Below are 22,701 nucleotides of genomic sequence, written 5' to 3'. Positions count from 1 at the left end.
TGCCCCGGCTCACGTCACATCGTTGAACTGTCGACGATTACCGTGAGCCCGACCCATGTCCAATCTGAATGACCTGACCGCCCTGGCCTTGCCGTCAGGCAACCGTCTTGTAGCCGATGAAACCGCAAGTCGCCTGAGCCTCAGTCTGGAAGGGCAGCCGCTGATCGAACTGCGGCTGATCCGCGAGCCCGAGGTGCATCTGCGGCTGGAGGAGCGCTTTGGCCGTCCTGACGGTCAAGCATTCTGGGCGGCCTGTTATTGGCTGTTTGCCCGTGATGCGCAGTGTCAGCGTCTGACCTGGCACCTCGATCAAGTGCCCACCGAAGCCTTGCTCAGCGGGTTGCTGATCGCGACCGACGTCAACGGTCAATATCGCTGTGAACGCACGCTGTTCTGGCAATTGCCTCAGCCTTGGCTGGGTGAGTCGTTGACCGATAGCTATCCGCAGCAGATGGTCATCAGTGACGGCAAGCGCCATCCCCTGCGTGCGGTGAAACCCCGTGGTGAGGTCTATCGACGCTTCGATGCGCGGCTCGGTGCGTGGGTCTCCTTGCGCACGGTAGAAATTGAGCATGACCTGGCGCGTTTCAACCGCTGGCAGAACAGCCCGCGGGTCGCGAGTTTCTGGCAGGAGGAGGGCAGCCTCGAGAAGCATCGGGAATACCTCGGCAAACTCGAAGCCGACCCGCACACCTTGACCCTGATCGGTTGCTTCGATGATCAGCCGTTTGCCTACTTTGAAGCCTACTGGGCCAAGGAAGATCGCATTGCGCCGTTCTATGACGCCGGCGATTACGACCGTGGCATTCACATGCTGGTGGGTGAGGAAGATCACCGTGGCCCGCACAAGGTGGCGAGTTGGTTATCGGCGCTGGTGCACTACCTGTTTCTCGATGATCCGCGCACTCAACGGGTGGTCGCCGAACCTCGCGCCGACAACGCGAAGATGATCGGGCATCTGCATAATCAGTGTTTTCACTGCGAGAAAGAGTTCGACTTCCCGCACAAGCGCGCGGCGTTGATGGTGCTGGGGCGTGAGCGGTTTTTTGATCGGTGTTCGTTGGCTTGAGTCAGTCTTCGCGGGCAAGTCGGATCGCCGCACCGCTCGCTCCTACAGTGACAGGCAATATTCCCTGTGGAGCGAGGCTTGCCCGCGAAGCGTTTAACGACGGGCGAAGGTATCGGCACGATTGCCCGACACCTTGCGGCAATGCACCAGCGCATCACGAATCATGAAGTTCACCAGGGTCGGCGAGACGCCCAGTTCCTTGGCGATGTCTTTTTGCGGCACGCCGTGCAGGCGGTACATCTCGAAGGCGTAACGGGTGCGGCTGGGCAGCTCCGTCAGTGCATCGGCAATGTTTTCCAAGGTCGAGAAATTCATGTGCGAGGTTTCCGGCGAAGCGCCTTGGATCACCACGTTCAGGCCTTCTTCTTCCGGGCCCGAATACTTCTGCTCCAGCGCCTGCTTGCGGTAGTGATCGATCGCCAGGTTGCGCACGATCTGGAACAGGTAACTGAGCTGCGCCTTGATGGACGAGGTGATCTGCGGCGCCGATTGCAACCGGAAGAACGCATCCTGCACCACGTCTTCGGCGCGGGATCGGCAGCCGGTAATGCGGGCGGCGATCTTGACCAGAATCATTCGGTTGTCGACGAAGGCCTGAAGTAGCGGTGAATCGCACCTGCTTGTGGATACTTGTTCCGTCATTGGAAATCACCTTGCTGCAAATAGGGTCGTGGGACGACAAGGGGGTCGGAGCCGTCCTACATATCGAGCGACAAATTATGTTGAATGATAATGATTGTCAATTGAGAAAGAGAATTAATGCTCCGTTGCGGTGCGGACCGAGAACGGCGACACGCTGACTCACCCACCGGCCACAAGCCTGCCGGCGCTCAAGCCCGGCGACTAATTATTCCAAGACCTCATCCGTTCTCATTGGTGAATGGCTGCGGGCGCAAACCCCGGCCAAAACAGCATTCCCAAGCCTTGCGCGGTCGGCGAAGACCGCGTCCTGCATGCCCGAGAACGGGCGTGAAATATGAAAACCGATTCCACTTGCAAGCCGAATTCAGGCAGGAAACCTCATGACCGACGCGTTCGAACTCCCCAGCACACTGGTCCAAGCCCTCCAGCGCCGCGCGGCCCTGACGCCGGACCGGGTGGCCTTGCGTTTTCTTGCCGAAACCCAGGATCAGGCTGTGGTGCTCAGTTATCGTGAGCTGGACCAACGGGCGCGAACCATTGCCGGCGCGTTGCAGGCCCAGGCGTCGTTCGGTGATCGCGCGGTGCTGCTGTTTCCCAGCGGTCCGGATTACGTCGCGGCGTTCTTTGGTTGCCTGTACGCCGGGGTGATCGCGGTGCCGGCCTATCCGCCGGAATCGACCCGTCGTCATCATCAGGAACGCCTGCTGTCGATCATCAGCGATGCCGAGCCGCGTCTGCTGTTGACCAGCGCCGACCTGCGCGACGCCTTGTTGCAAATCAACGGGGCGCCGCCGCTGCTATGTGTCGACACCCTCGACAACGCCGTGGCTGAACGCTGGGTTGCACCGGACCTGCAAGGCGAGCACATCGCTTTCCTGCAATACACCTCCGGCTCCACTGCTTTGCCTAAAGGTGTGCAAGTCAGCCACGGCAACCTGGTGGCCAACGAACGATTGATTCGTCACGGCTTTGGCATTGACCTCAATCCTGATGACGTGATCGTCAGCTGGCTGCCGCTGTACCACGACATGGGCCTGATCGGTGGTCTGCTGCAGCCGATTTTCAGTGGTGTGCCGTGCGTGTTGATGTCGCCGGCGTACTTCCTCAGTCGCCCGTTGCGCTGGCTGGAAGCGATCAGCGAATACGGCGGCACCATCAGCGGCGGGCCGGACTTCGCCTATCGACTGTGCAGCGAGCGCGTCAGCGAATCGGCTCTGGAGCGCATTGATTTGAGCGGCTGGCGCGTGGCGTATTCTGGTTCCGAACCGATTCGCCTCGACACCCTGGAACGCTTCGCCGAGAAGTTCTCGGCCTGTGGTTTTACGTCGGACAGCTTCATGGCTTCTTACGGCCTCGCGGAAGCGACACTGTTCGTTGCCGGCACTCCGCGCGGTCAGGGCATTCCGGCGTTGCGCGTGGACGATCAGGCCTTGGCGCAAAACCGCGCCGAACCGGGCGACGGCAGTCCGGTCATGAGTTGCGGCATCGGCCAGCCGGATCATGCGGTGCTGATTGTCGATTCGGTATCGCTCGAAGAACTCGCCGACAACGCGGTCGGTGAAGTCTGGGCCGCCGGGCCGAGCATCGCCCATGGCTACTGGCGCAACCCTGAAGCCACGGCCAAGACCTTCGTCCAGCACGCGGGCCGCACCTGGCTGCGCACCGGCGACCTGGGCTTTTTGCGTGACGGTGAACTGTTCATCACCGGGCGCCTGAAAGACATGCTGATCGTTCGTGGTCACAACCTCTATCCGCAGGACATCGAGCAGACCATCGAGCGCGAAGTGGAGGTGGTGCGCAAGGGGCGTGTGGCCGCGTTCGCGGTCAATCTCGAGGGTCAGGAAGGCATCGGCATTGCCGCGGAAATCAGCCGCAGCGTGCAGAAAATCCTGTCGCCCGAGGCGCTGATCAAAGCCATCCGCCAAGCGGTGGCCGAGGCGTATCAGGAGGCGCCGAGCGTGGTGGTGCTGCTCAATCCGGGGGCACTGCCCAAGACCTCCAGCGGCAAGTTGCAACGTTCGGCCTGCCGCAATCGCCTGGCCGATGGCAGCCTCGACAGCTATGCGGTTTTCCCGTCGGCAGCGAACGAAAGTGAAGGCAGCAGCGAGTCGGGTTCCGAACTGCAAACCCTGATCGGCCAGATCTGGTGCGAGCAATTGCAGGTCAAACAAGTCAACGCCGACGATCATTTCTTCCTGCTCGGCGGTAACTCCATCGCCGCTACTCAAGTGGTTGCTCGACTACGTGAAACGTTGGGTCTGGAGCTGAATCTGCGTCTGTTGTTCGAAGCGCCAACCCTCGGCGCATTCGCCGCCGCAGTCGCCCGGCAACAACAGGATGGCGGCCTCGCCCAAGGCGCGATCACTCAGCTGTCGCACAACGAAGCCATGCCGCAATCCCTGGCGCAAAACCGTTTGTGGATCACCTGGCAACTCGACCCGCAGAGCAGCGCCTACAACATTCCCGGCGCCTTGCGCCTGCGCGGCGAACTGGACGAAGACGCCTTGCGCGCCAGTTTCCAGCAACTGATCGAACGTCACGAATCCCTGCGCACACGGTTTTTCGAGCGCGACGGTGTGGCCCTGCAACGGGTCGATGCTGCCGCTGAATTCAATCTTCAAGTGATCGACATCAGCGACGTGCCGGCCGCTGAGCGTGAAGCCCGCGCGCAACAAATCCGCGAGGACGAAGCGCGCACCCAGTTCGATCTGGAGAACGGCCCGCTGCTGTGGGTGACCCTGGTGCGCCTCGATGATGAGGATCATCAACTGCTGGTGACGATGCACCACATCATCGCCGATGGCTGGTCGCTGAACGTGCTGATCGACGAATTCTCGCGCCTGTATGCGGCGGCCTCTCAAGGCCAGGCCGCCAGCCTCCCGGCCTTGCCGACCCAATACGCCGACTACGGCAGTTGGCAGCGCCAGTGGCTGGCGCAAGGGGAGGGTGAACGGCAACTCGCTTACTGGAAAGAGCAGTTGGGTGATGAGCATCCGACCCTGAGCCTGGCCACCGACCACCCACGTTCGGCGCAGCACACTTACAGCGCCGCCCGCCACACGCTGCGGTTGGACGCGAGCCTGAGCAACGCGATTCGCCAGACCGCCCAGGCCCATGAATCGACACCGTTCATGCTGTTGCTCGCAGCGTTCCAGAGCCTGCTGCATCGCTACAGCGGCCAGCGCGACATCCGCGTCGGCGTGCCGAATGCCAACCGTCCACGCCTGGAAACCCAAGGGTTGATCGGCTTCTTCATCAACACCCAAGTGTTGCGTGCCGAAGTGGACTCGCGACTGCCATTCGTGGAGTTGCTGGCGCAAACCCGGCAAGCCTCATTGGGGGCGCAAGCGCATCAGGACCTGCCGTTCGAACAACTGCTCGAAGCTTTCCCGCAGGCCCGCGAACAAGGTCTGTTCCAGGTCATGTTCAACCATCAACAACGGGATCTCGGCGCTCTGCGTCGTCTGCCGGGGCTGCTCGCCGAAGAGCTGCCGTGGCACAGCCGCGAAGCCAAGTTCGACCTGCAACTGCACAGCGAAGAAGACCGCAACGGACGCTTGAGCCTGTCGTTCGACTACGCCAGCGAACTGTTTGACGCGCCGACCATCGAGCGTCTGGCCGAGCACTTCAGCAACATGCTGCGAGCCATCTGTGAACGCCCGCAACAAGCGATCGGTGACCTGCAACTACTGACTACCGCCGAACACGCTCAGCAAAATGACTGGAGCGTTGCCCCCTGCAACCCGGCGCAGCAGTGGTTGCCGGAACTGCTCAACGAACAAGTGCGCCAGACCCCGGAGCGCACCGCGTTGCTGTGGGACGGCGGCAGCCTGGACTTCGCCGAACTGCATACTCAGGCCAACCGCCTGGCGCATTACCTGCGCGACAAAGGCGTCGGCCCGGACGTGTGCGTGGCGATCGCCGCCGAACGTTCGCCGCAGTTGCTGATCGGTTTGCTGGCGATCATCAAGGCCGGCGGCGCTTATGTGCCGCTGGACCCAGATTACCCTGCCGAGCGCCTGGCCTACATGCTCCGCGACAGTGGCGTCGAGTTGTTGCTGACCCAAACCGAATTGCTCGACCGCTTGCCGGCCACTGATGGCGTCTGCGTGATCGCCATGGACGCCCTGCACCTGGAGAACTGGCCAAGCCATGCACCGGGTTTGCACCTGCACGGCGACAACCTGGCCTACGTGATTTATACCTCGGGTTCCACCGGCCAGCCCAAGGGCGTTGGCAACACTCACGCAGCGCTCGCTGAACGTCTGCAATGGATGCAGAGCACTTATCGCCTGAACGATACCGACGTGCTGATGCAAAAAGCCCCGATCAGTTTTGACGTGTCGGTGTGGGAGTGTTTCTGGCCGCTGATCACTGGGTGCCGCTTGCTGATCGCCGGTCCCGGCGAACACCGCGATCCACACCGCATCGCGCAACTGGTTCAGCAATACGGCGTGACCACGCTGCACTTTGTGCCGCCGCTGCTTTCGCTGTTCATCGACGAACCGCTGACCGCCGAATGCACCAGCCTGCGCCGGGTGTTTTCCGGCGGCGAAGCCTTGCCCGTCGAACTGCGCAACCGCGTGCTGGAGCAGCTACCGGCGGTGCAACTGCACAACCGTTATGGCCCGACCGAAACAGCGATCAACGTCACTCACTGGCACTGCACAACCGCCGATGGCGAGCGCTCGCCGATTGGCCGGCCATTGGGCAACGTGCTGTGCCGGGTGCTCGACAGTGACCTCAACCCGGTGCCGGCCGGCGTGCCGGGTGAACTGTGCATCAGCGGTATTGGTTTGGCTCGGGGCTATCTGGGCCGTCCGGGGCTGACCGCTGAGCGTTTCGTGGTCGATCCACTGGGCGAGCAGGGCGCGCGTCTGTACCGCACCGGCGACCGTGCGCGCTGGACCGCCGATGGCGTAATCGAATACCTCGGTCGTCTCGATCAGCAGGTCAAACTGCGTGGCTTTCGTGTCGAGCCGCAAGAGATCGAAGCGCGGCTGTTGGCACAATCCGGCGTCGCCCAAGCGGTGGTGCTGGTGCGCGAAACAGCGGTCGGCGGGCAGTTGATCGGTTACTACACCGCCACTGATTCCACTGAAGACCTCGACACTCAAACCGCACGCCTGAAAGCCGCACTGGCCGCCGAGTTGCCGGAATACATGGTCCCGGCGCAGCTGCTGCGTCTGGACCAAATGCCCCTGAGCCCGAGCGGCAAACTCGATCGCCGCGCCTTGCCGGAACCTCAGTGGCACGTCCGCGAGCACGTTGAACCGGTCACGGCGCTTGAGCAACAAATCGCCGGCATCTGGCGCGAAGTGCTGGGCCAGACGCAGATCGGTCTGCGCGACGACTTCTTCGCCCTTGGTGGCCACTCGCTGCTGGCCACGCAAATCATCTCCCGTACCCGTCAGGCCTGCGACGTCGAGTTGCCGTTGCGAGCGCTGTTCGAGGCCAGTGAGCTGGGCGCGTTTGCCGAGCAAGTTCGCTTGATCCAGGCCAGCGGCAAAACCAACCGGCAGCCGCCGATCGAGAAGGTCGACCGCCGCCAACCGGTGCCCTTGTCCTATTCCCAGCAACGCATGTGGTTCTTGTGGCAGATGGAACCGGACAGCCCGGCCTACAACGTCGGCGGCATGGCGCGGTTGCGCGGCGTGCTGGATGTCGGGCGTTTCGAAGCGGCGCTGCAAGCGCTGATCATGCGTCATGAAACCCTGCGCACGACGTTCCCGAGCGTCGACGGCGTGGCCCGGCAACAGGTGCATCCGGACACCGGTATGCGCATGGACTGGAAGGATTTCTCCGCACTGGCGGCCGATACCCGTGAGCAGCGAGTCCAGCAACTGGCCGACAGCGAGGCGCACACGCCTTTCGATCTGGAAACCGGACCGTTGCTGCGCGCCTGCCTGGTCAAGACCGCCGAGCAGGAACATTACCTGGTGCTGACCCTGCACCACATCGTCACCGAAGGCTGGGCGATGGACATCTTCGCCCGGGAACTCAGCGCGCTCTACGAAGCCTTCGTCGATGACCGCGAATCGCCACTGCAACCCTTGCCGGTGCAGTACCTGGATTACAGCGTGTGGCAGCGTCAGTGGCTGGAATCCGGCGAACGTCAGCGCCAGCTCGATTACTGGACCGCGCAACTGGGCCGCGAACATCCGCTGCTGGAATTGCCCGCCGATCGTCCGCGTCCGCCGGTGCAAAGTCATCAGGGCGAACTGTTTCGCTTCGACCTCAGCGATGACCTCGCGGCGCGGGTTCGTACCTTCAACGCAGACAACGGCCTGACCCTGTTCATGACCATGACCGCCGCCCTGGCCGTGCTGCTTTACCGCTACAGCGGCCAGACCGACCTGCGCATTGGTGCGCCGGTGGCCAACCGCATTCGTCCGGAAAGCGAAGGGCTGATCGGCGCGTTCCTCAACACCCAAGTGCTGCGTTGCCAGCTCGACGGGCAGATGTCCGTGGGCGAGTTGTTCGAGCAGGTTCGCCACACGGTGATCGAAGGCCAGTCCCATCAGGACCTGCCGTTCGATCACTTGGTCGAAGCCCTGCAGCCACCGCGCAGCGCCGCTTACAACCCGCTGTTCCAGGTGATGTGCAACGTGCAGCGCTGGGAGTTCCAGCAGAGTCGCAACCTGGCCGGGATGACCGTCGAGTACCTGGCCAATGATGCGCGAGCGACCAAGTTCGACCTCAACCTGGAAGTCACCGACCTCGACCATCGCCTCGGTTGCTGCCTGACTTACAGCACCGATCTGTTCGACGAGCCGCGCATTGCGCGCATGGCCGGGCACTGGCGCAATCTGCTGGAAGCGTTGCTGGCCGATCCGCAACAGCGCTTGAGTGAACTGCCGTTGCTCGACGCCACTGAACAGCAAAACCTGCTCGACAGCCTCGGCATCGAGCCGGGTGAGCATCGCCTCGATCAATGCATCCATCAGCTGTTCGCTGAGCAGGCGCTGGTACGCAAGGACGCGCCGGCGCTGACGTTCGCCGGGCAAACCCTGAGCTACGCCGAGCTCGACAGCCGCGCCAATCGTCTGGCCTGGATGCTCCGTGAGCGCGGTGTCGGGCCGCAAGTGCGGGTCGGCTTGGCGTTGGAACGTTCGCTGGAGATGGTCCTCGGCTTGCTGGCAATCCTCAAGGCGGGCGGCGCCTATGTGCCGCTGGACCCGGAATACCCACTGGATCGCCTGCACTACATGATCGAAGACAGCGGCATCGGTTTGTTGCTCAGCGATGCGGCGATGTTCGCAGCACTCGGTGAATTGCCGGCCAGCGTCGGTCGTTGGTGCCTGGAAGACGATGCCGCGGACCTGGCCAATTACCCGGCCAGCGAGCTGCCGTTTATCAGTATGCCGCAGCATCAGGCGTACCTGATTTACACCTCGGGCTCCACCGGAAAACCGAAAGGCGTGGTGGTGTCCCACGGTGAAATCGCCATGCATTGCCGCGCGGTGATCGAGCGTTTCGGCATGCGCCCCGATGATTGCGAGTTGCACTTCTATTCGATCAACTTCGATGCCGCGACCGAGCGTCTGCTGGTGCCGTTATTGAGCGGTGCGCAAGTGGTCTTTCGCGCTCAAGGCCAGTGGGATGCGCAGGAAATCTGCGGGCTGATTCGTCGCCATAACATCAACATCCTCGGCTTCACCCCAAGCTACGGCAGCCAATTGGCGCAATGGCTGGCAACCCAGGGTGAAACCCTGCCGGTGCGCATGTGCATCACCGGTGGCGAAGCCCTGACTGGCGAACACTTGCAGCGGATTCGCGCGGCGTTCGAGCCGAGCCTGTTTTTCAACGCGTATGGCCCGACCGAAACCGTGGTCATGCCGCTCGCCAGCCTGGCCCCCGAGCAATTGGAAGAAGGGCTGGGCAGTGTGCCGATCGGCAGCGTGATCGGCGCTCGGGTGGCGTACGTTCTCGACGCCGACCTGGCGTTGCTGCCACAAGGCGCGACCGGCGAGTTGTATGTCGGCGGCGCCGGTCTGGCGCAGGGTTATCACCAACGTCCGGGCATGACCGCCGAACGCTTTGTCGCTGATCCTTTTGCCGCGAACGGCGGACGCTTGTACCGCACCGGCGACCTTGTCCGGCAGCGCGCCGATGGCCTGGTCGAGTACCTCGGCCGTATCGACCATCAAGTGAAGATCCGTGGTTTCCGCATCGAACTGGGCGAGATCGAAACCCGTCTGCTGGAACATGAGTCGATCCGTGAAGCGGTCGTGCTGGCGCTCGATGCACCGAGCGGCAAACAACTGGTGGGCTATCTGGTTACAGACGTGGCCGAGCAGGATGAAGCGCAACAAACTGCACTGCGCGAAGCGTTGAAGGCGCACCTCAAATCTCAGTTGCCGGATTACATGGTGCCGACGCACTTGATCCTGCTGGCCAGCATGCCGCTGACCGCCAACGGCAAACTCGACCGTCGCGCACTGCCGGCACCGGACCCGGAGTTGAATCGTCAGCAGTACGTGGCGCCGAGCAACGAACTTGAGCTGACCCTGGCCGGCATCTGGTGTGAAGTGCTCAACGTTCAACAGGTCGGCCTCAACGACAACTTCTTCGAACTGGGCGGCGATTCGATCCTGTCGATCCAGGTGGTGAGCCGTGCGCGGCAGCAGGGCATTCACTTCAGCCCCCGCGACCTGTTCCAGCACCAGACCGTGCAGACGTTGGCTGCGGTGGCGACTCGTACCGAGCAGGTCACCGCCGAACAAGGTTTGCTCACGGGTGAATCGCGTCTGACGCCAATTCAGCACTGGTTCTTCGACACCGAAATCCCGCAGCGTCAACACTGGAACCAGGCGTTGCTGCTGGAACCGACCGTGGTGCTGGAGCCGCATCGCCTGGAGCAAGCGCTGTTGGCGGTGATCGAACAGCACGATGCCTTGCGCCTGCGCTTCACCGAAGTCGCCGGTCATTGGCAGGCCGAGCATCAGGCAGTTTCCGACGCTACCGTGCTATGGCAGGTGCAAGTGCCGACCCTGGACGCGTGCGCGGCGCTGTTCGCCGATGCCCAGCGCAGCCTCGACCTTGAGCAAGGGCCGCTGATGCGGGCGCTGCTGGTCGATGATCCCGAGGGGCACCAACGGCTGTTCATTGCCATTCACCACTTGGTGGTGGACGGGGTGTCGTGGCGGGTGCTGCTGGACGATCTGCAAACGGTTTATCGTCAACTGGACGCAGAGCAGTCAGTAAAACTGCCAGCGAAAACCAGTGCCTTCAGGGACTGGGCCGCACGGTTGCAGGCTTATGCCGGCAGCGAATCCTTGCGGGAAGAATTGAGCTGGTGGCAGGCGCAACTGGCCGGCCCAAGCGCTGAATTGCCGTGTGATCGGCCTCGGGGCGGGCAGCAGAATCGTCACGCACAAACCGTCAGCGTGCGCCTCGACAGCGAGCGCACCCGGCAACTGTTGCAACAGGCGCCGGCGGCCTATCGCACCCAAGTCAACGATTTACTGCTGACTGCGTTGGCCCGTGTGTTGTGCCGCTGGAGCGGTCATGGGTCGGCGTTGATTCAACTCGAAGGCCACGGCCGCGAAACCCTGTTCGACGAGATTGACCTGACCCGCACCGTCGGCTGGTTCACCAGTGCTTATCCACTGCGCCTCACTCCGGTGAGTGAGCAGGGTGCGTCGATCAAGGTAATCAAGGAGCAACTGCGCGCGGTGCCGCATAAAGGCCTGGGGTATGGCGTGCTGTGTTACCTGGCCGATGGCCTGTGTCGGCAGACCATGGCCGCGCTGCCGGTGGCGCCGATCACCTTCAACTACCTCGGCCAGTTCGACCAGAGCTTCGGCAGCGATGCGCTGTTCCGTCCGCTCGATGAGCCGGTGGGTGCGGCCCATGATTCGCATGCGCCGCTGCCCAACGAACTGAGCATCGACAGTCAGGTGTACGGTGGTGAACTGGTGTTGCGCTGGACCTTCAGCGCCGAGCGCCACGACCGGCAAACCATCGCCGACCTGGCGCAGGCGTATCTGGATGAATTGCACAGCCTGATCCAGCACTGCCTGAGCGACAACGCGGGCGGCCTGACACCGTCGGACTTCCCGTTGGCCGGACTGACTCAGCCGCAACTCGACGCACTGCCAGTTCCGGCGGCGATGATCGAAGACGTTTACCCGCTGACCCCGATGCAGGAAGGCATGTTGCTGCACACCTTGCTCGAACCGGGCACCGGCCTCTACTACATGCAGGACCGCTACCGCATCAACAGCGAGCTCGACCCGGTGCGTTTCGCCCAGGCCTGGCAAGCGGTGATCGCCCGTCACGAAGCCTTGCGCGCCTCGTTCTGCTGGAACGTCGGCGAAGACATGCTGCAAGTGATCCATAAGCCGGGCAGCACGCCGATCGAGTATCTGGACTGGAGCGCGGTTGCCGAAACCGAGCAAGAACCGAAGCTGCAGGCGCTGCTGAAAAGCGAGCGCGAGGCCGGGTTCGATCTGCTCAACCAGGCACCGTTCCATCTGCGTTTGATCCGCGTCGGCGCGGCGCGCTACTGGTTCATGATGAGCAACCACCACATCCTCATCGATGCCTGGTGCCGTTCGCTGCTGATGAACGACTTCTTCGAAATCTACACCGCCCTCGGCGAAGGCCGGCAAGCGCAACTGGCCGTGCCGCCGCGTTATCGCGATTACATCGGCTGGCTGCAACGCCAGAGTCTGGCCGAGGCGCGGCAGTGGTGGCGGCAGAACCTGCAAGGTTTCGAGCGCACCACGCCGATTCCGAGCGACCGGCCGTTCCTGCGTGAACATGCCGGCGACAGCGGCGGCATGATCGTCGGCGACCGTTACACAAGGCTTGATCCCCGGGATGGCGCACAATTGCGCGAACTGGCCCAGGCCCATCAGTTGACCGTCAACACCTTCGCCCAGGCGGCGTGGGCGCTGGTGCTGCGTCGCTTGAGCGGCGATCGCGACGTGTTGTTCGGCGTCACGGTGGCCGGGCGTCCGGTGGAGATGCCAGAGATGCAGCGCACCGTCGGGCTGTTCATCAACAGCATCGCCCTGCGGGTGAAAATGCCCGAGGACGATCAGCGCTGCAGCGTTCGTCAGTGGCTCAGCGGTTTGCTCGACAGCAACATGCAACTGCGCGAATACGAGTACCTGCCGTTGGTGAGCATCCAGGAAAACAGCGAGTTGCCGAAAGGCCAGCCGCTGTTCGACAGCCTGTTCGTGTTCGAAAACGCCCCGGTGGAAGTCTCGGTGCTGGACCGTGCGCAAAGCCTCAATGCCACTTCGGATTCGGGCCGCACCCACACTAACTTCCCGTTGACGGCGGTCTGCTATCCGGGGGATGACCTGGGTTTGCACCTGTCCTACGACCAGCGCTATTTCGACGAATCCACCGTCGAGCGCATGCTCGGTGAGTTCAAGCGCCTGTTGCTGGCGCTGGTCGAGGGCTTCCACGGTGACATGGCCGATTTGCCGCTGCTGGGCGTCGAGGAGCAGGACTTCCTGATCCATGGCTGCAACCAGAGCGAACACGACTATCCGCTGGAGCAGAGCTATGTCTCATTGTTCGAAGCGCAGGTTGCCCGGCATCCACAGCGGATTGCCGCCAGTTATCTCGATCAGCAACACAGCTATGTTGAGTTGAACCAGCGCAGCAACCGTCTCGGCCATGCCTTGATCGCTGCAGGCGTCGGCCTCGATCAACCGGTGGCGCTGCTCGCCGAGCGTAATCTCGATCTGCTGGGCATGATTATCGGCAGCTTCAAGGCCGGTGCCGGTTACCTGCCGCTGGACCCGGGCCTGCCGAGTCAACGTCTAAGCCGCATCATCGACCTGAGCCGCACGCCGTTGCTGGTCTGCACCCAGGCGTGCCGTGAACAAGCCGTCGCGCTGCTGGAGGAATTCGGATGTGCCAACCGGCCTCGATTGCTGGTCTGGGAAGACGTGCAGGCGAGCGACGTTTCGGTGGCCAATCCGGGTGTCTACAGTGGCCCGGACAACCTCGCCTACGTGATCTACACCTCGGGCTCCACCGGCCTGCCGAAGGGCGTGATGGTCGAGCAGCGCGGCATGCTCAATAACCAGTTGAGCAAGGTACCGTACCTGAAGCTGAGCGACGCCGATGTGATCGCCCAGACCGCTTCGCAAAGCTTCGATATTTCGGTCTGGCAGTTCCTCGCGGCGCTGTTGTTCGGTGCTCGGGTGGACATCGTGCCGAACAGCATCGCCCATGATCCCCAAGGCTTGATGGCCCATGTCCAGAACCAGGGCATTAGCGTGCTGGAAAGCGTGCCGTCGCTGATTCAGGGCATGCTCGCCCAGGACTGCATGAGCCTCGATGGCCTGCGCTGGATGTTGCCGACCGGTGAAGCGATGCCGCCGGAACTGGCGCATCAATGGTTGCTGCGTTACCCGCAGATGGGGCTGGTGAACGCTTATGGCCCGGCGGAATGCTCGGACGATGTGGCGTTCTTCCGCATCGACCTGGCTTCGACCCGTGGCAGCTATTTGCCGATCGGTACGCCGACCGACAACAACCGTTTGTACCTGCTCGATGGCGCGCTGGAGCTGGTGCCGTTGGGGGCGGTGGGTGAGTTGTGCGTGGCCGGCACCGGGGTGGGGCGCGGTTATGTGAGCGATCCGTTGCGCACCGCGCAGGTGTTTGTGCCGAACCCGTTCGGTGCGCCAGGGGATCGGCTGTATCGCACCGGTGACCTGGCCCGTCGGCGCAGTGATGGCGTGCTGGAATACGTCGGGCGTATCGATCATCAAGTGAAGATTCGCGGGTACCGCATCGAACTGGGTGAAATCGAGGCGCGTCTGCATGAACAGCCGGAAGTCCGCGACGCGGCGGTCGGGGTGCAGGAGGGCGTCAACGGCAAGCATCTGGTCGGCTATCTGGTGGCAGCGGATTCGGCGCTCAATCCGAACGAACGACTGGAGCGGATCAAGCAGCGCCTGCGTGCCGAGTTGCCGGAATACATGGTGCCGCTGCACTGGTTGTGGCTCGACAAGCTGCCGCTCAACGCCAACGGCAAACTCGATCGCAAGGCCTTGCCGGCACTGGAGATCGGCCAGTTGCAGAGCCAGGACTATCAGGCGCCGGGCAATGAGCTGGAGCAGACCTTGGCGGATATCTGGGCCGAAGTGTTGAAGGTCGAGAAGGTTGGCGTGCGTGACAACTTCTTCGAGCTGGGTGGGCATTCGCTGTTGGCCACGCAAATTGCCTCGCGGGTACAAAAAGCCCTGCAACGCAACGTGCCGCTGCGGGCGATGTTCGAGTGCAGCACGGTGGCGGAATTGGCCGAGTACATCGATGGGTTGGCGGCAAGCGACATTACCGAGGAGAAGGTGGATCGGTTGAATGACCTGATGGCGGAGCTGGAGGGCCTTTAACCCGGGTTGACTGCCGAGCCCACGCGGCTCAGGCTTCCCGTGGTTTTTTAATGGATCCTATCTTCACCAGGGAGACAGTCGATGCCCTTCGTAACGGTTGATGGACAAGCGCTTCACTACATAGATCAAGGCACGGGCCCGGCGGTATTGCTGGCCGGGAGCTACCTGTGGGACCAAGCCATGTGGGCACCGCAGATTGCGGCGCTGTCGCAGTACTATCGGGTCATTGCCCTGGACCTCTGGGGCCATGGCGAGTCCGGGCGGATGCCCGAGGGCATGACGTCGCTGGATGACGTGGCGCGTCAGGCACTGGCATTGCTCGATCATCTGGACATCGATCGCGTCACGCTGGTCGGTCTTTCGGTCGGTGGCATGTGGGGCGTTCGCCTGGCACTGTCAGCGCCGCAGCGGCTCAACGGGTTGGTGCTGATGGACACCTACGTTGGTGTCGAACCGGAACCGACTCGTCAGTATTACTTCTCGCTGTTCAAACAGATCGAAGACAGCGGTGAGATCTCGCCGCAACTGCTCGACATTATTGTGCCGATCTTCTTCCGGACGGGCATCGATCCTCAGTCGGCGCTGTATCAGGATTTCCGCGCAAAACTGGCTGCGTTGCCAGTCAACCGGCTGCGTGAAAGCATTGTGCCGATGGGACGGATCACGTTTAGTCGTGATGATTTGTTGCCGCGCCTGGCTCAGCTGAACCCTGAAACCACACTGTTGATGTGTGGCGACCAGGACAAACCGCGGCCGCCGTCGGAAACCAGAGAAATGGCTGAGTTGATCGATTGCCCGTATGTGCTGGTGCCGGAGGCGGGGCATATCTCCAATCTGGAGAACCCCGAGTTTGTCACTGAGGCGCTGCTGAAGTTTCTGGCCGACAGAAATCCGTGTAGCGCTTGATTAAAAAGATCGCAGCCTTCGGTTTTGCCCACAGGCGCGTAGGGCGAAGGCTGCGATTTTTTGATCTTTATTTGGGCCCGAGAATCTTCAGCAACTTGTCCGGCGACGGCGCGCCTTGCTGTTGTTGCAACTGGCCCTTTTCATCCATGTAGAAAATCGCCGGGGTGGCGGCCAGTTCCAGGTCTTCCATCAACTTCATGTTCGCCGCCAGTTTCGCCTGAACCGCCGGTGGTACGTCCTTCAAGGCCTTGAGCGAGCTGCCCTTGCCGGATTTCTCGTGTTCTTCCAGGGCTTTCTGCGGGTCCTTGGCGGCCAGCAGCGCGGCGGATTTGCCGGGGCTGTCTTCGCGAATGATACCGACCATGATGTGCCGCAGCTGCACCTTGCCGGCCTGGACCCACGGCCGTGCCTGTTCCCAGAACATGTTGCAGTACGGGCAGTTCGGGTCGCTGAACAGGTAGACGACCCGTGGTGCGTCCTTATTGCCGTCACCGATCCAGCTGCTTGCTTCCATCTTGCCCCAGACTTCCTTGGCCATCGGCGCGTAGACCAGTTTCTGCAACGGTGCGCTGCTCAGGTCATTGCCGTCGGCGTCGTACAGATTGCCGAGCAGCACATGTTTGCCGTCCGGGGTCAGGTACAGCGTCATGCCGCGGTTCTGGTACTGCGCCGCGTAACCGCGCAGGCCGTCGGGCGCGTCGAAGGTACCGACGATTTTGGCGCCCTTGGCTTCGATCTTCTTGATCGCTTCAGGCAGTTCTTCGGCCTGTACCGACGGCAGGTGCAGCAGGGCAGCACCCAGGGTCAGTGTCAGCAGGTGGCGGAGGCGGAGCATGGCAATTTCCTTGAAGGCGTGGCCGAGGTGGCCGGGTTCGGGGTGTCGAAGTGTTCCAGGGCGCGGGCCAGGCTGGCTTCCGACAACTCACCCAGGTGACTGCCCAACAGATACCCGTTGGGGCTATAGAACAGCGTAGTCGGCAATGCCATGGAACCCACGGCATGGCTCAATCGACCGCTGCCATCGAACAGCACGTTGGTCAGGCTCAGGCCCTGGGTTTCGAGGAAAGTGGCGACGCTCTGCATGCTTTCGCTCTGGTTGACGAACAGGAAGGTCAGGTCCGGGCGCTGTTGCTGGGCGTTCTCCAGCACCGGCATTTCCCGGCGGCACGGCGGGCACCAGGTGGCCCAGAGGTTGATGACCAACGGGCCACCCTGGTAATCGCTGAGTTGGATGGTCTGGCCGGCGGCATTGCGCAGGGTGATCTGCGGCAGGCGCGTGCCTTGTTCGTAAATACTCAGGGAGAAACTCGCCAGCAGCCAGAACACCAGACCGCTGGCCACGCCAAAGCCCAATGGCCGACGCAGGCCCGGTTGACGCCAGCCGCGGTACAACGCCGCCAGCAAGAGCACGACCACCCCCGGCCAGGCGAGAAAACCACCGTCGCGCAGGTCGATGATCTGCCACGGATCGTTGCGATACTGTGCCCAGTAGGCAATCACGAAGCCGACCCGGGCCGCCAGCATGCCCAGCAGGAACAGGCTGAACAGCACCGATTCCGGGTTCTCGCCGCCACGCTTGGCCACCCGCCAGCCGACAAACGTCGCCAGCGCCAGGGCACTGATCAGCAGCAAATGGTTAAGCGCGATGGCAAAGGTGCCGAGGGTAAAGGTCAGCATTAACGAGCGTCTCGGGTGGTGGTCCAGCGTTGCAGGAAAGTGCCGGCATCGACCTCGCCGGTGATGCGCTGGCTGCGACGCTCTTCGCCGTCGGTGCCGATCCACAACAGGCTCGGCGGCCCCGGCACTTTATAACGGCCGAGCAGTTCGCGGCTGGCGGCATTGTCGGCGGTGACGTCCAGCCGTAGCAAGCGCACATCGCTCAGCGCATCCAGTACCTGGGGTTTGCCGAAGACCTGTTTTTCCATGACTTTGCACGACACACACCAGTCGGCGTAATAGTCCAGCAGCACCCATTGGCCCTGGGCCTTGGCAGCGTCGAGCTCGCGTTGCAGGGACGCGGGCTCCTTGATCGTAGTGAATGCATCGTGAGCGCTTGGCGAGACAGCGCCGGTACGACCGGCGCTGTACACCTGCAACGGCTGATACGGATCGTCACTGCCGCCCGCCGCACCGACCACCAGCAGGCTGCCCCATAAACCCAAGAGCAGCGAACTGGCGCCGAACAGGTGGGCAACGCGGCCAAACCCCTGGGACTGCTGCCAGGCGCTGTAGGCGGCGATCAGCAGCAAACCGCCACACATACCGAGCCACAGCGATTCATCCAGCACCGGGCGCAGCATCAGCAAAGCCGTGGCGAGAAACAGGAAACCGAACACACCCTTGAGCAGGTTCATCCAGGCGCCAGGTTTAGGCAGGAAGCGATTGCCGACGGTCACCAGCAGCAACAGCGGCACACCGATGCCGATGCCCAGGGCGAACAGAATCAACCCGCCGTGCAGCGCATTGCCGCTCTGGGCGATATAGAGCAGGGCGCCGGCCAATGGGGCAGTCATGCACGGTCCCACCAACAGACCGGACAAGGCCCCCAGCACACCGGCGCCCATCAGGTTGCCACCGCGCTGGCTGCGTGAAACATGTTCCAGCCGATCCCGCACGGCCACCGGCAATTGCAGTTCAAAAAAACCGAACATCGGCAAGGCCAGCAGCACGAACACCGCCGCAAAGCTGCCCAACAGCCATGGATTCTGCAACAGCGCTTGAAGGTTCGCGCCAAGCGACGCCGCCAGAACACCCATCGCCGCATACACCAGCGCCATGCTGATCACATAACTGCCGGCGAGGGCAAAACCGCGTTTGGGCGTGGCACCACTGCCAACGATCAACCCCGCCAGAATCGGCAGCATCGGCAACGAGCAAGGGGTGAAGGCCAGCAACAGGCCCAGACCAAAGAACACCAACAAGCTCCAGCCCAGCGCACGTTGTTGCAGGCCGCTGGCCAAGGCTTGGTCCGGCGCTTCGCTGGCCGCAGATGCAGTAGCCTTGCCGCCCAGGTCCACGATCTGGGTTTGCGGCGGATAACACAAACCCGCATCGGCACACCCCTGGAAACCCACCTTGATCTGACCGGTGGCTCCCGCCGGAATCTTCAGCTCCAGGCCTTGGCGATAAACCTCTTGTTCGCCGAAGAACTCATCGCTGTGTGCTTCGCCGTCAGGTAATACCGGGTGCTGTTGCGCAGACAAACCCTCGAAATTCAGGCGTTTCTGATAAAGGTAATAACCGTCGGTAATCTGCCAATAGAGCTGTGTTTCACCTGATTCGAGGCGTTCGGAGGTAAAGGCAAAGGCCTTTTCCACTGGCAAGAATTCAGGTTTGGTGTCGAACGGATTTATCCCTGCCTGGGCCACACCCGAGATCAAGAGAACAAAAAATAGAAACAGTCGACGCATGGGTAAGCCTTATCCCTGTGCAAGTTGACTGCACAATGGGTGGCGGCGATTAACCGATGATTAACCGCCGCCGGTACCGCCCGCTTGCCCCGTCAGAAGGCAGTCTTCAGTTGCGCAACAGGCCTGGCCAGGATTGACTGTCGACCGCAAGCGGACCGGAAACCAGGCGATTTTCCGGAATGTTGTAAGTCAGAAACTGATTGTCAGTCAGAAAGATATAGTAATAACTGTCGGCGAAAGTCCGATCGTTTTGCACCGCTGTAATGATCCGGTCTTTATAGGGAGCAAGACCGGGCCAGGTAGCTTCTGTAATGGGCTCTGTCCTCAGTGACTGGACCGGGGTCACAACAGGAGGAGGGAGGTCGTCGTCAAGTTTGCCACCGATATAGCCGCGGTCCCGGTTGGGATCCTCGTCCAAATCCAGATAGAGGGAGTTCCCGTCATTCATGATGAATCGAAAGAGTGAGGGGCGACTTACTTGCCACCATGTCCCTGCAACGATTCGATCAAAGTGAGGCAACAGCAGCTTCCATTTAGTGTCTTCAACCTTGCGGGTCTGCATTGCCGCATCGGTATCCTGATTGTAGGCGCAGACCATCGGCGTAGTGCGCTCGTAATAGAAAAGCCAAAGGATATCGAGGTCAGAAGAGTCCATGGGACGATCAAGCGTTATGCCCGTGGTCGTAAATCCAAACCGTAGGTTTTTCATGTGGTTTTCCAACGTCCCCCAGTTTCCTTTAATCGGCCAGGGGTATCCATCAGAGACCTTGTTATCGGGAATATCAAAGCGGGAATAAGTATCGGTGTCTTTGAAGATGAAGTAGATCTTGTCTTTTCCTGAACGCCAATCGACGGTCACGATGTTTTTAAGTGTCGGCATGATCTGATTCCTTTCAGATAATTAAGTATGGTTCGGGTCTTAAATGACTTTCTTCCAGGTAATAATTGGCCTGGAGTGGAGCCGTGCTAGGGTAGCGTGATGTTTTAGGCTGTGGTCATGTTTTCAGGATGGAATATGTTTCGGTTTGAAACGACATGTGCGCAGGCGTCCGGCCATGCATTAACAGCAAACTTCACTTTCAATTTCGTCGATTTGCGATCGCGACGCCTGCGAGGGAGGCGCTGCTTCTCGTCAGCGGCGGGCCTTGCCATAATTGCGGCTTAATCCTCAGCTGCTTCACTCGCTTTTTTGTCCTGGGGGCTCCCATGCATGTACTGGTTTGCGAAGACGATGAGCTGATCGCCAGCGGTATTGTTGCCGGCCTGACCGCGCAAGGCCTGACCGTCGAGCACGTCGCCACCGCGTCGGCTGCCCGGGCGATGCTCAAGGTGGCTGAGTTCGATGTCATGGTGCTCGACCTTGGCCTTCCCGATGAGGATGGCCTGAAGCTGTTGCAGCAGTTACGTCACAGTGGCCTGGAGATTCCGGTGTTGATTCTCACGGCGCGGGATTCGGTCACCGATCGCGTCGACGGTTTGCAGGCCGGGGCCGACGATTACTTGCTCAAGCCTTTTGACCTGCGCGAACTGGCAGCGCGCCTGCACACCTTGCTGCGACGAGTGGCGGGGCGCAGCGTCAACCTGATCGAGCACGGTCGTTTGACCTACGATCCGAGCAGCCGCGAAACCATGCTGGGCGGTCAGCCGGTGGACCTTTCCCGTCGCGAGCAATCGCTGTTGCAAGCCTTGCTGCACAACCGTGGTCGCGTACTCTCAACCGAGCAACTGAAAGACAGCGTCTACGGTTTCAACGATGAGCTGGAAAGCAACGCCCTTAACGTCCATATCCATCACCTGCGGCGTAAACTCGGCAATGGCATTGTCGAGACGGTGCGTGGCCTGGGCTATCGCCTGGGGCCGGCCGATGGCGGAGAAGAATCGAAGTGATGAGCCTGCGTTTGCGTCTGAGCCTGACCCTCGGCGCCGCATTTGCGCTGATCTGGGCCCTGGCCGCCGCCTGGATGCTCAGCGATCTGCGCAACCAGATGATGTTTTCCCTCGACCAGCGGCTGGTTGCCTCGGCGCGGATGGTCGCCGGGTTACTGGAGCAACTGCCGGCATTGCCGAGCAAGGGCGAGGGCACCCATTTCAGCGCTGAACAACTGAATATCCCCGGCGGCATGGCCTGTCAGGTCAGCTCGTTGCGCGGCGAGATTCTGGCCCGCAGCCACAGCAACCCCGAGCAAGCGCTGGAAGCCGAGAAAATGGGTTTCCACGATCAGATTATCGACGGCGCGCCATGGCGCAGTTTCACCTTGGCGCGGGGCGATGTGCGCATTACCACCGCCGACCGGCAGATCGAGCGTGAAGCGCTGAACATGTCCATTCTGCTGGCGGCTTCGGTGCCGGTCGGCGTGGCGCTGCTTGGCTGCCTGTGCCTGTTGTGGCTCGGCATCGGTCAGGGGCTGGCACCGCTCAATCGTATGCGCGATGCGTTGATGCGGCGTAGCGCCGATTCTCTGGAGCCATTGCAGATCCAGCCGTTGCCCAGCGAATTGCAACCGCTGCTGGAAACCCAGAATCAGTTGTTCCAGCGCATCGGCAAGACCATCGAGCGTGAACGGCGCCTGACCGGTGATGCGGCGCACGAATTGCGTAGCCCGCTGACTGCGATCAAAACCCACCTGCAAGTGGCGCGCATGACCGACGGTGCCGCACGGGATCAGTCCCTGGCCCGGGCCGAAGAGGGCGCCGACCGCCTGCACCGTACCCTTGAACAATTGCTACTGCTGGCGCGTGTCGAGGGCAGCTTGTCGTTCGATGATGGCGTGCAGTGCAGCGCTGAGCAGGTGGCGAAACTGGCGATTCAGGATGCCGCCAGCGGCGATCGTCAGCGGATCAAGTTTCAGGTGCCGGCCAGATTCTCCGATGCGCCGCTGCAAATGCCCGCAGTGCTGTCGATTGCTGCATTACGCAACTTGCTCGACAACGCCCTGCGCCACACGCCGGGCGATAGGGCGGTGGAGCTGAGCCTGGAAACCAATGGCAATCGCGTGCACTTTCTGGTGCGCGACCACGGTCCGGGAATTGCCGAAGACGACTTGCAACACCTGACCCAACGCTTCTGGCGCAATGGCCAGAGCACCGGTTGCGGCCTCGGTCTGGCGATTGTCCAGGCCATCGTCCAGCGCTGCGGCTGTACCCTGCATTTCGACAGCCGGCCGGATGGCCTGCGGGTTGAATTGACGATGCCGTTGCAACCTGTCTAACAGACACCGCTCCCACAGGGTGTCTATGTTGTCGCACACCAAATGTAACGTCTCTCCGTTGGCCTCCCGGCCCCCACGGCGTTATCGTCCCCGGCAGCTTT

General features: G+C 61.7%; 10 protein-coding genes. 5 read left to right on the top strand and 5 right to left on the bottom strand.

The window, feature by feature from the left end; all coding sequences use genetic code 11:
* Window positions 1-55: 55 nt before the first annotated feature.
* On the top strand, window positions 56-1,069 hold the full coding sequence (locus tag F475_RS25225) for a GNAT family N-acetyltransferase (RefSeq protein WP_111454998.1): 1,014 nt from the start codon (window positions 56-58) through the stop codon (window positions 1,067-1,069).
* Window positions 1,070-1,162: 93 nt separating this feature from the next.
* Here F475_RS25225 and F475_RS25220 read toward each other — a convergent pair whose 3' ends face one another.
* Window positions 1,163-1,711, bottom strand: a complete 549-nt coding sequence (locus F475_RS25220) for an RNA polymerase factor sigma-70 (protein ID WP_026286708.1) — start codon at window positions 1,709-1,711, stop codon at window positions 1,163-1,165.
* 380 nt (window positions 1,712-2,091) lie between these two features.
* On the opposite strand from F475_RS25220, the gene F475_RS25215 reads away from it, so the two are divergent.
* Together F475_RS25215 and F475_RS25210 are read left to right on the top strand one after the other, a co-directional pair.
* A complete protein-coding gene (locus F475_RS25215) occupies window positions 2,092-15,075 on the top strand; it encodes a non-ribosomal peptide synthetase (protein ID WP_111454996.1) in 12,984 nt (4,327 codons plus the stop codon).
* 81 nt (window positions 15,076-15,156) lie between these two features.
* Entirely contained in the window at window positions 15,157-15,981 is an 825-nt protein-coding gene (locus F475_RS25210; protein WP_111454994.1) for an alpha/beta fold hydrolase, read from the top strand.
* A gap of 67 nt (window positions 15,982-16,048) precedes the next feature.
* On the opposite strand, the gene dsbG is transcribed toward F475_RS25210, so the two are convergent.
* From dsbG to F475_RS25190, 4 genes are all read right to left on the bottom strand, one after another.
* Window positions 16,049-16,816, bottom strand: a complete 768-nt coding sequence (dsbG, locus tag F475_RS25205; protein WP_018929978.1) for a thiol:disulfide interchange protein DsbG — start codon at window positions 16,814-16,816, stop codon at window positions 16,049-16,051.
* Window positions 16,792-17,658: a TlpA disulfide reductase family protein gene (locus F475_RS25200; RefSeq protein WP_111454993.1), complete on the bottom strand. Its 867-nt coding sequence runs from the start codon at window positions 17,656-17,658 to the stop codon at window positions 16,792-16,794. The genes dsbG and F475_RS25200 overlap by 25 nt, the downstream gene beginning before the upstream one ends.
* Window positions 17,658-19,391, bottom strand: coding sequence for a protein-disulfide reductase DsbD (gene dsbD, locus F475_RS25195; protein ID WP_111454992.1), 1,734 nt, complete (start codon window positions 19,389-19,391; stop codon window positions 17,658-17,660). Before dsbD ends, F475_RS25200 begins: the two co-directional genes overlap by 1 nt.
* Before the next feature lie 106 nt (window positions 19,392-19,497).
* Window positions 19,498-20,271, bottom strand: a complete 774-nt coding sequence (locus tag F475_RS25190) for a hypothetical protein (protein WP_111454990.1) — start codon at window positions 20,269-20,271, stop codon at window positions 19,498-19,500.
* Between the two features lie 326 nt (window positions 20,272-20,597).
* On the opposite strand from F475_RS25190, the gene F475_RS25185 reads away from it, so the two are divergent.
* On the top strand, window positions 20,598-21,278 hold the full coding sequence (locus tag F475_RS25185) for a response regulator (protein ID WP_018929974.1): 681 nt from the start codon (window positions 20,598-20,600) through the stop codon (window positions 21,276-21,278).
* The gene (locus tag F475_RS25180; protein WP_026286707.1) at window positions 21,275-22,600 is read left to right on the top strand and encodes an ATP-binding protein; all 1,326 of its coding nucleotides are present in this window, start codon (window positions 21,275-21,277) and stop codon (window positions 22,598-22,600) included. Before F475_RS25185 ends, F475_RS25180 begins: the two co-directional genes overlap by 4 nt.
* The last annotated feature ends 101 nt before the right edge of the window (window positions 22,601-22,701 follow it).

The organism is Pseudomonas sp. URMO17WK12:I6 (assembly GCF_003253625.1).
Lineage (GTDB): Bacteria > Pseudomonadota > Gammaproteobacteria > Pseudomonadales > Pseudomonadaceae > Aquipseudomonas.
Note: the sequence above shows the minus strand (reverse complement) of the source record. Positions and strands in the feature narration are given on the sequence as shown.

Excerpts from the sequence above, each read along its gene's own strand:
- F475_RS25225 (WP_111454998.1), top strand. The coding sequence starts at position 56 with ATGTCCAATCTGAATGACCTGACCGCCCTGGCCTTGCCGTCAGGCAAC.
- F475_RS25220 (WP_026286708.1), bottom strand. The coding sequence starts at position 1,711 with ATGACGGAACAAGTATCCACAAGCAGGTGCGATTCACCGCTACTTCAG.
- F475_RS25215 (WP_111454996.1), top strand. The coding sequence starts at position 2,092 with ATGACCGACGCGTTCGAACTCCCCAGCACACTGGTCCAAGCCCTCCAG.
- F475_RS25210 (WP_111454994.1), top strand. The coding sequence starts at position 15,157 with ATGCCCTTCGTAACGGTTGATGGACAAGCGCTTCACTACATAGATCAA.
- dsbG (WP_018929978.1), bottom strand. The coding sequence starts at position 16,816 with ATGCTCCGCCTCCGCCACCTGCTGACACTGACCCTGGGTGCTGCCCTG.
- F475_RS25200 (WP_111454993.1), bottom strand. The coding sequence starts at position 17,658 with ATGCTGACCTTTACCCTCGGCACCTTTGCCATCGCGCTTAACCATTTG.
- dsbD (WP_111454992.1), bottom strand. The coding sequence starts at position 19,391 with ATGCGTCGACTGTTTCTATTTTTTGTTCTCTTGATCTCGGGTGTGGCC.
- F475_RS25190 (WP_111454990.1), bottom strand. The coding sequence starts at position 20,271 with ATGCCGACACTTAAAAACATCGTGACCGTCGATTGGCGTTCAGGAAAA.
- F475_RS25185 (WP_018929974.1), top strand. The coding sequence starts at position 20,598 with ATGCATGTACTGGTTTGCGAAGACGATGAGCTGATCGCCAGCGGTATT.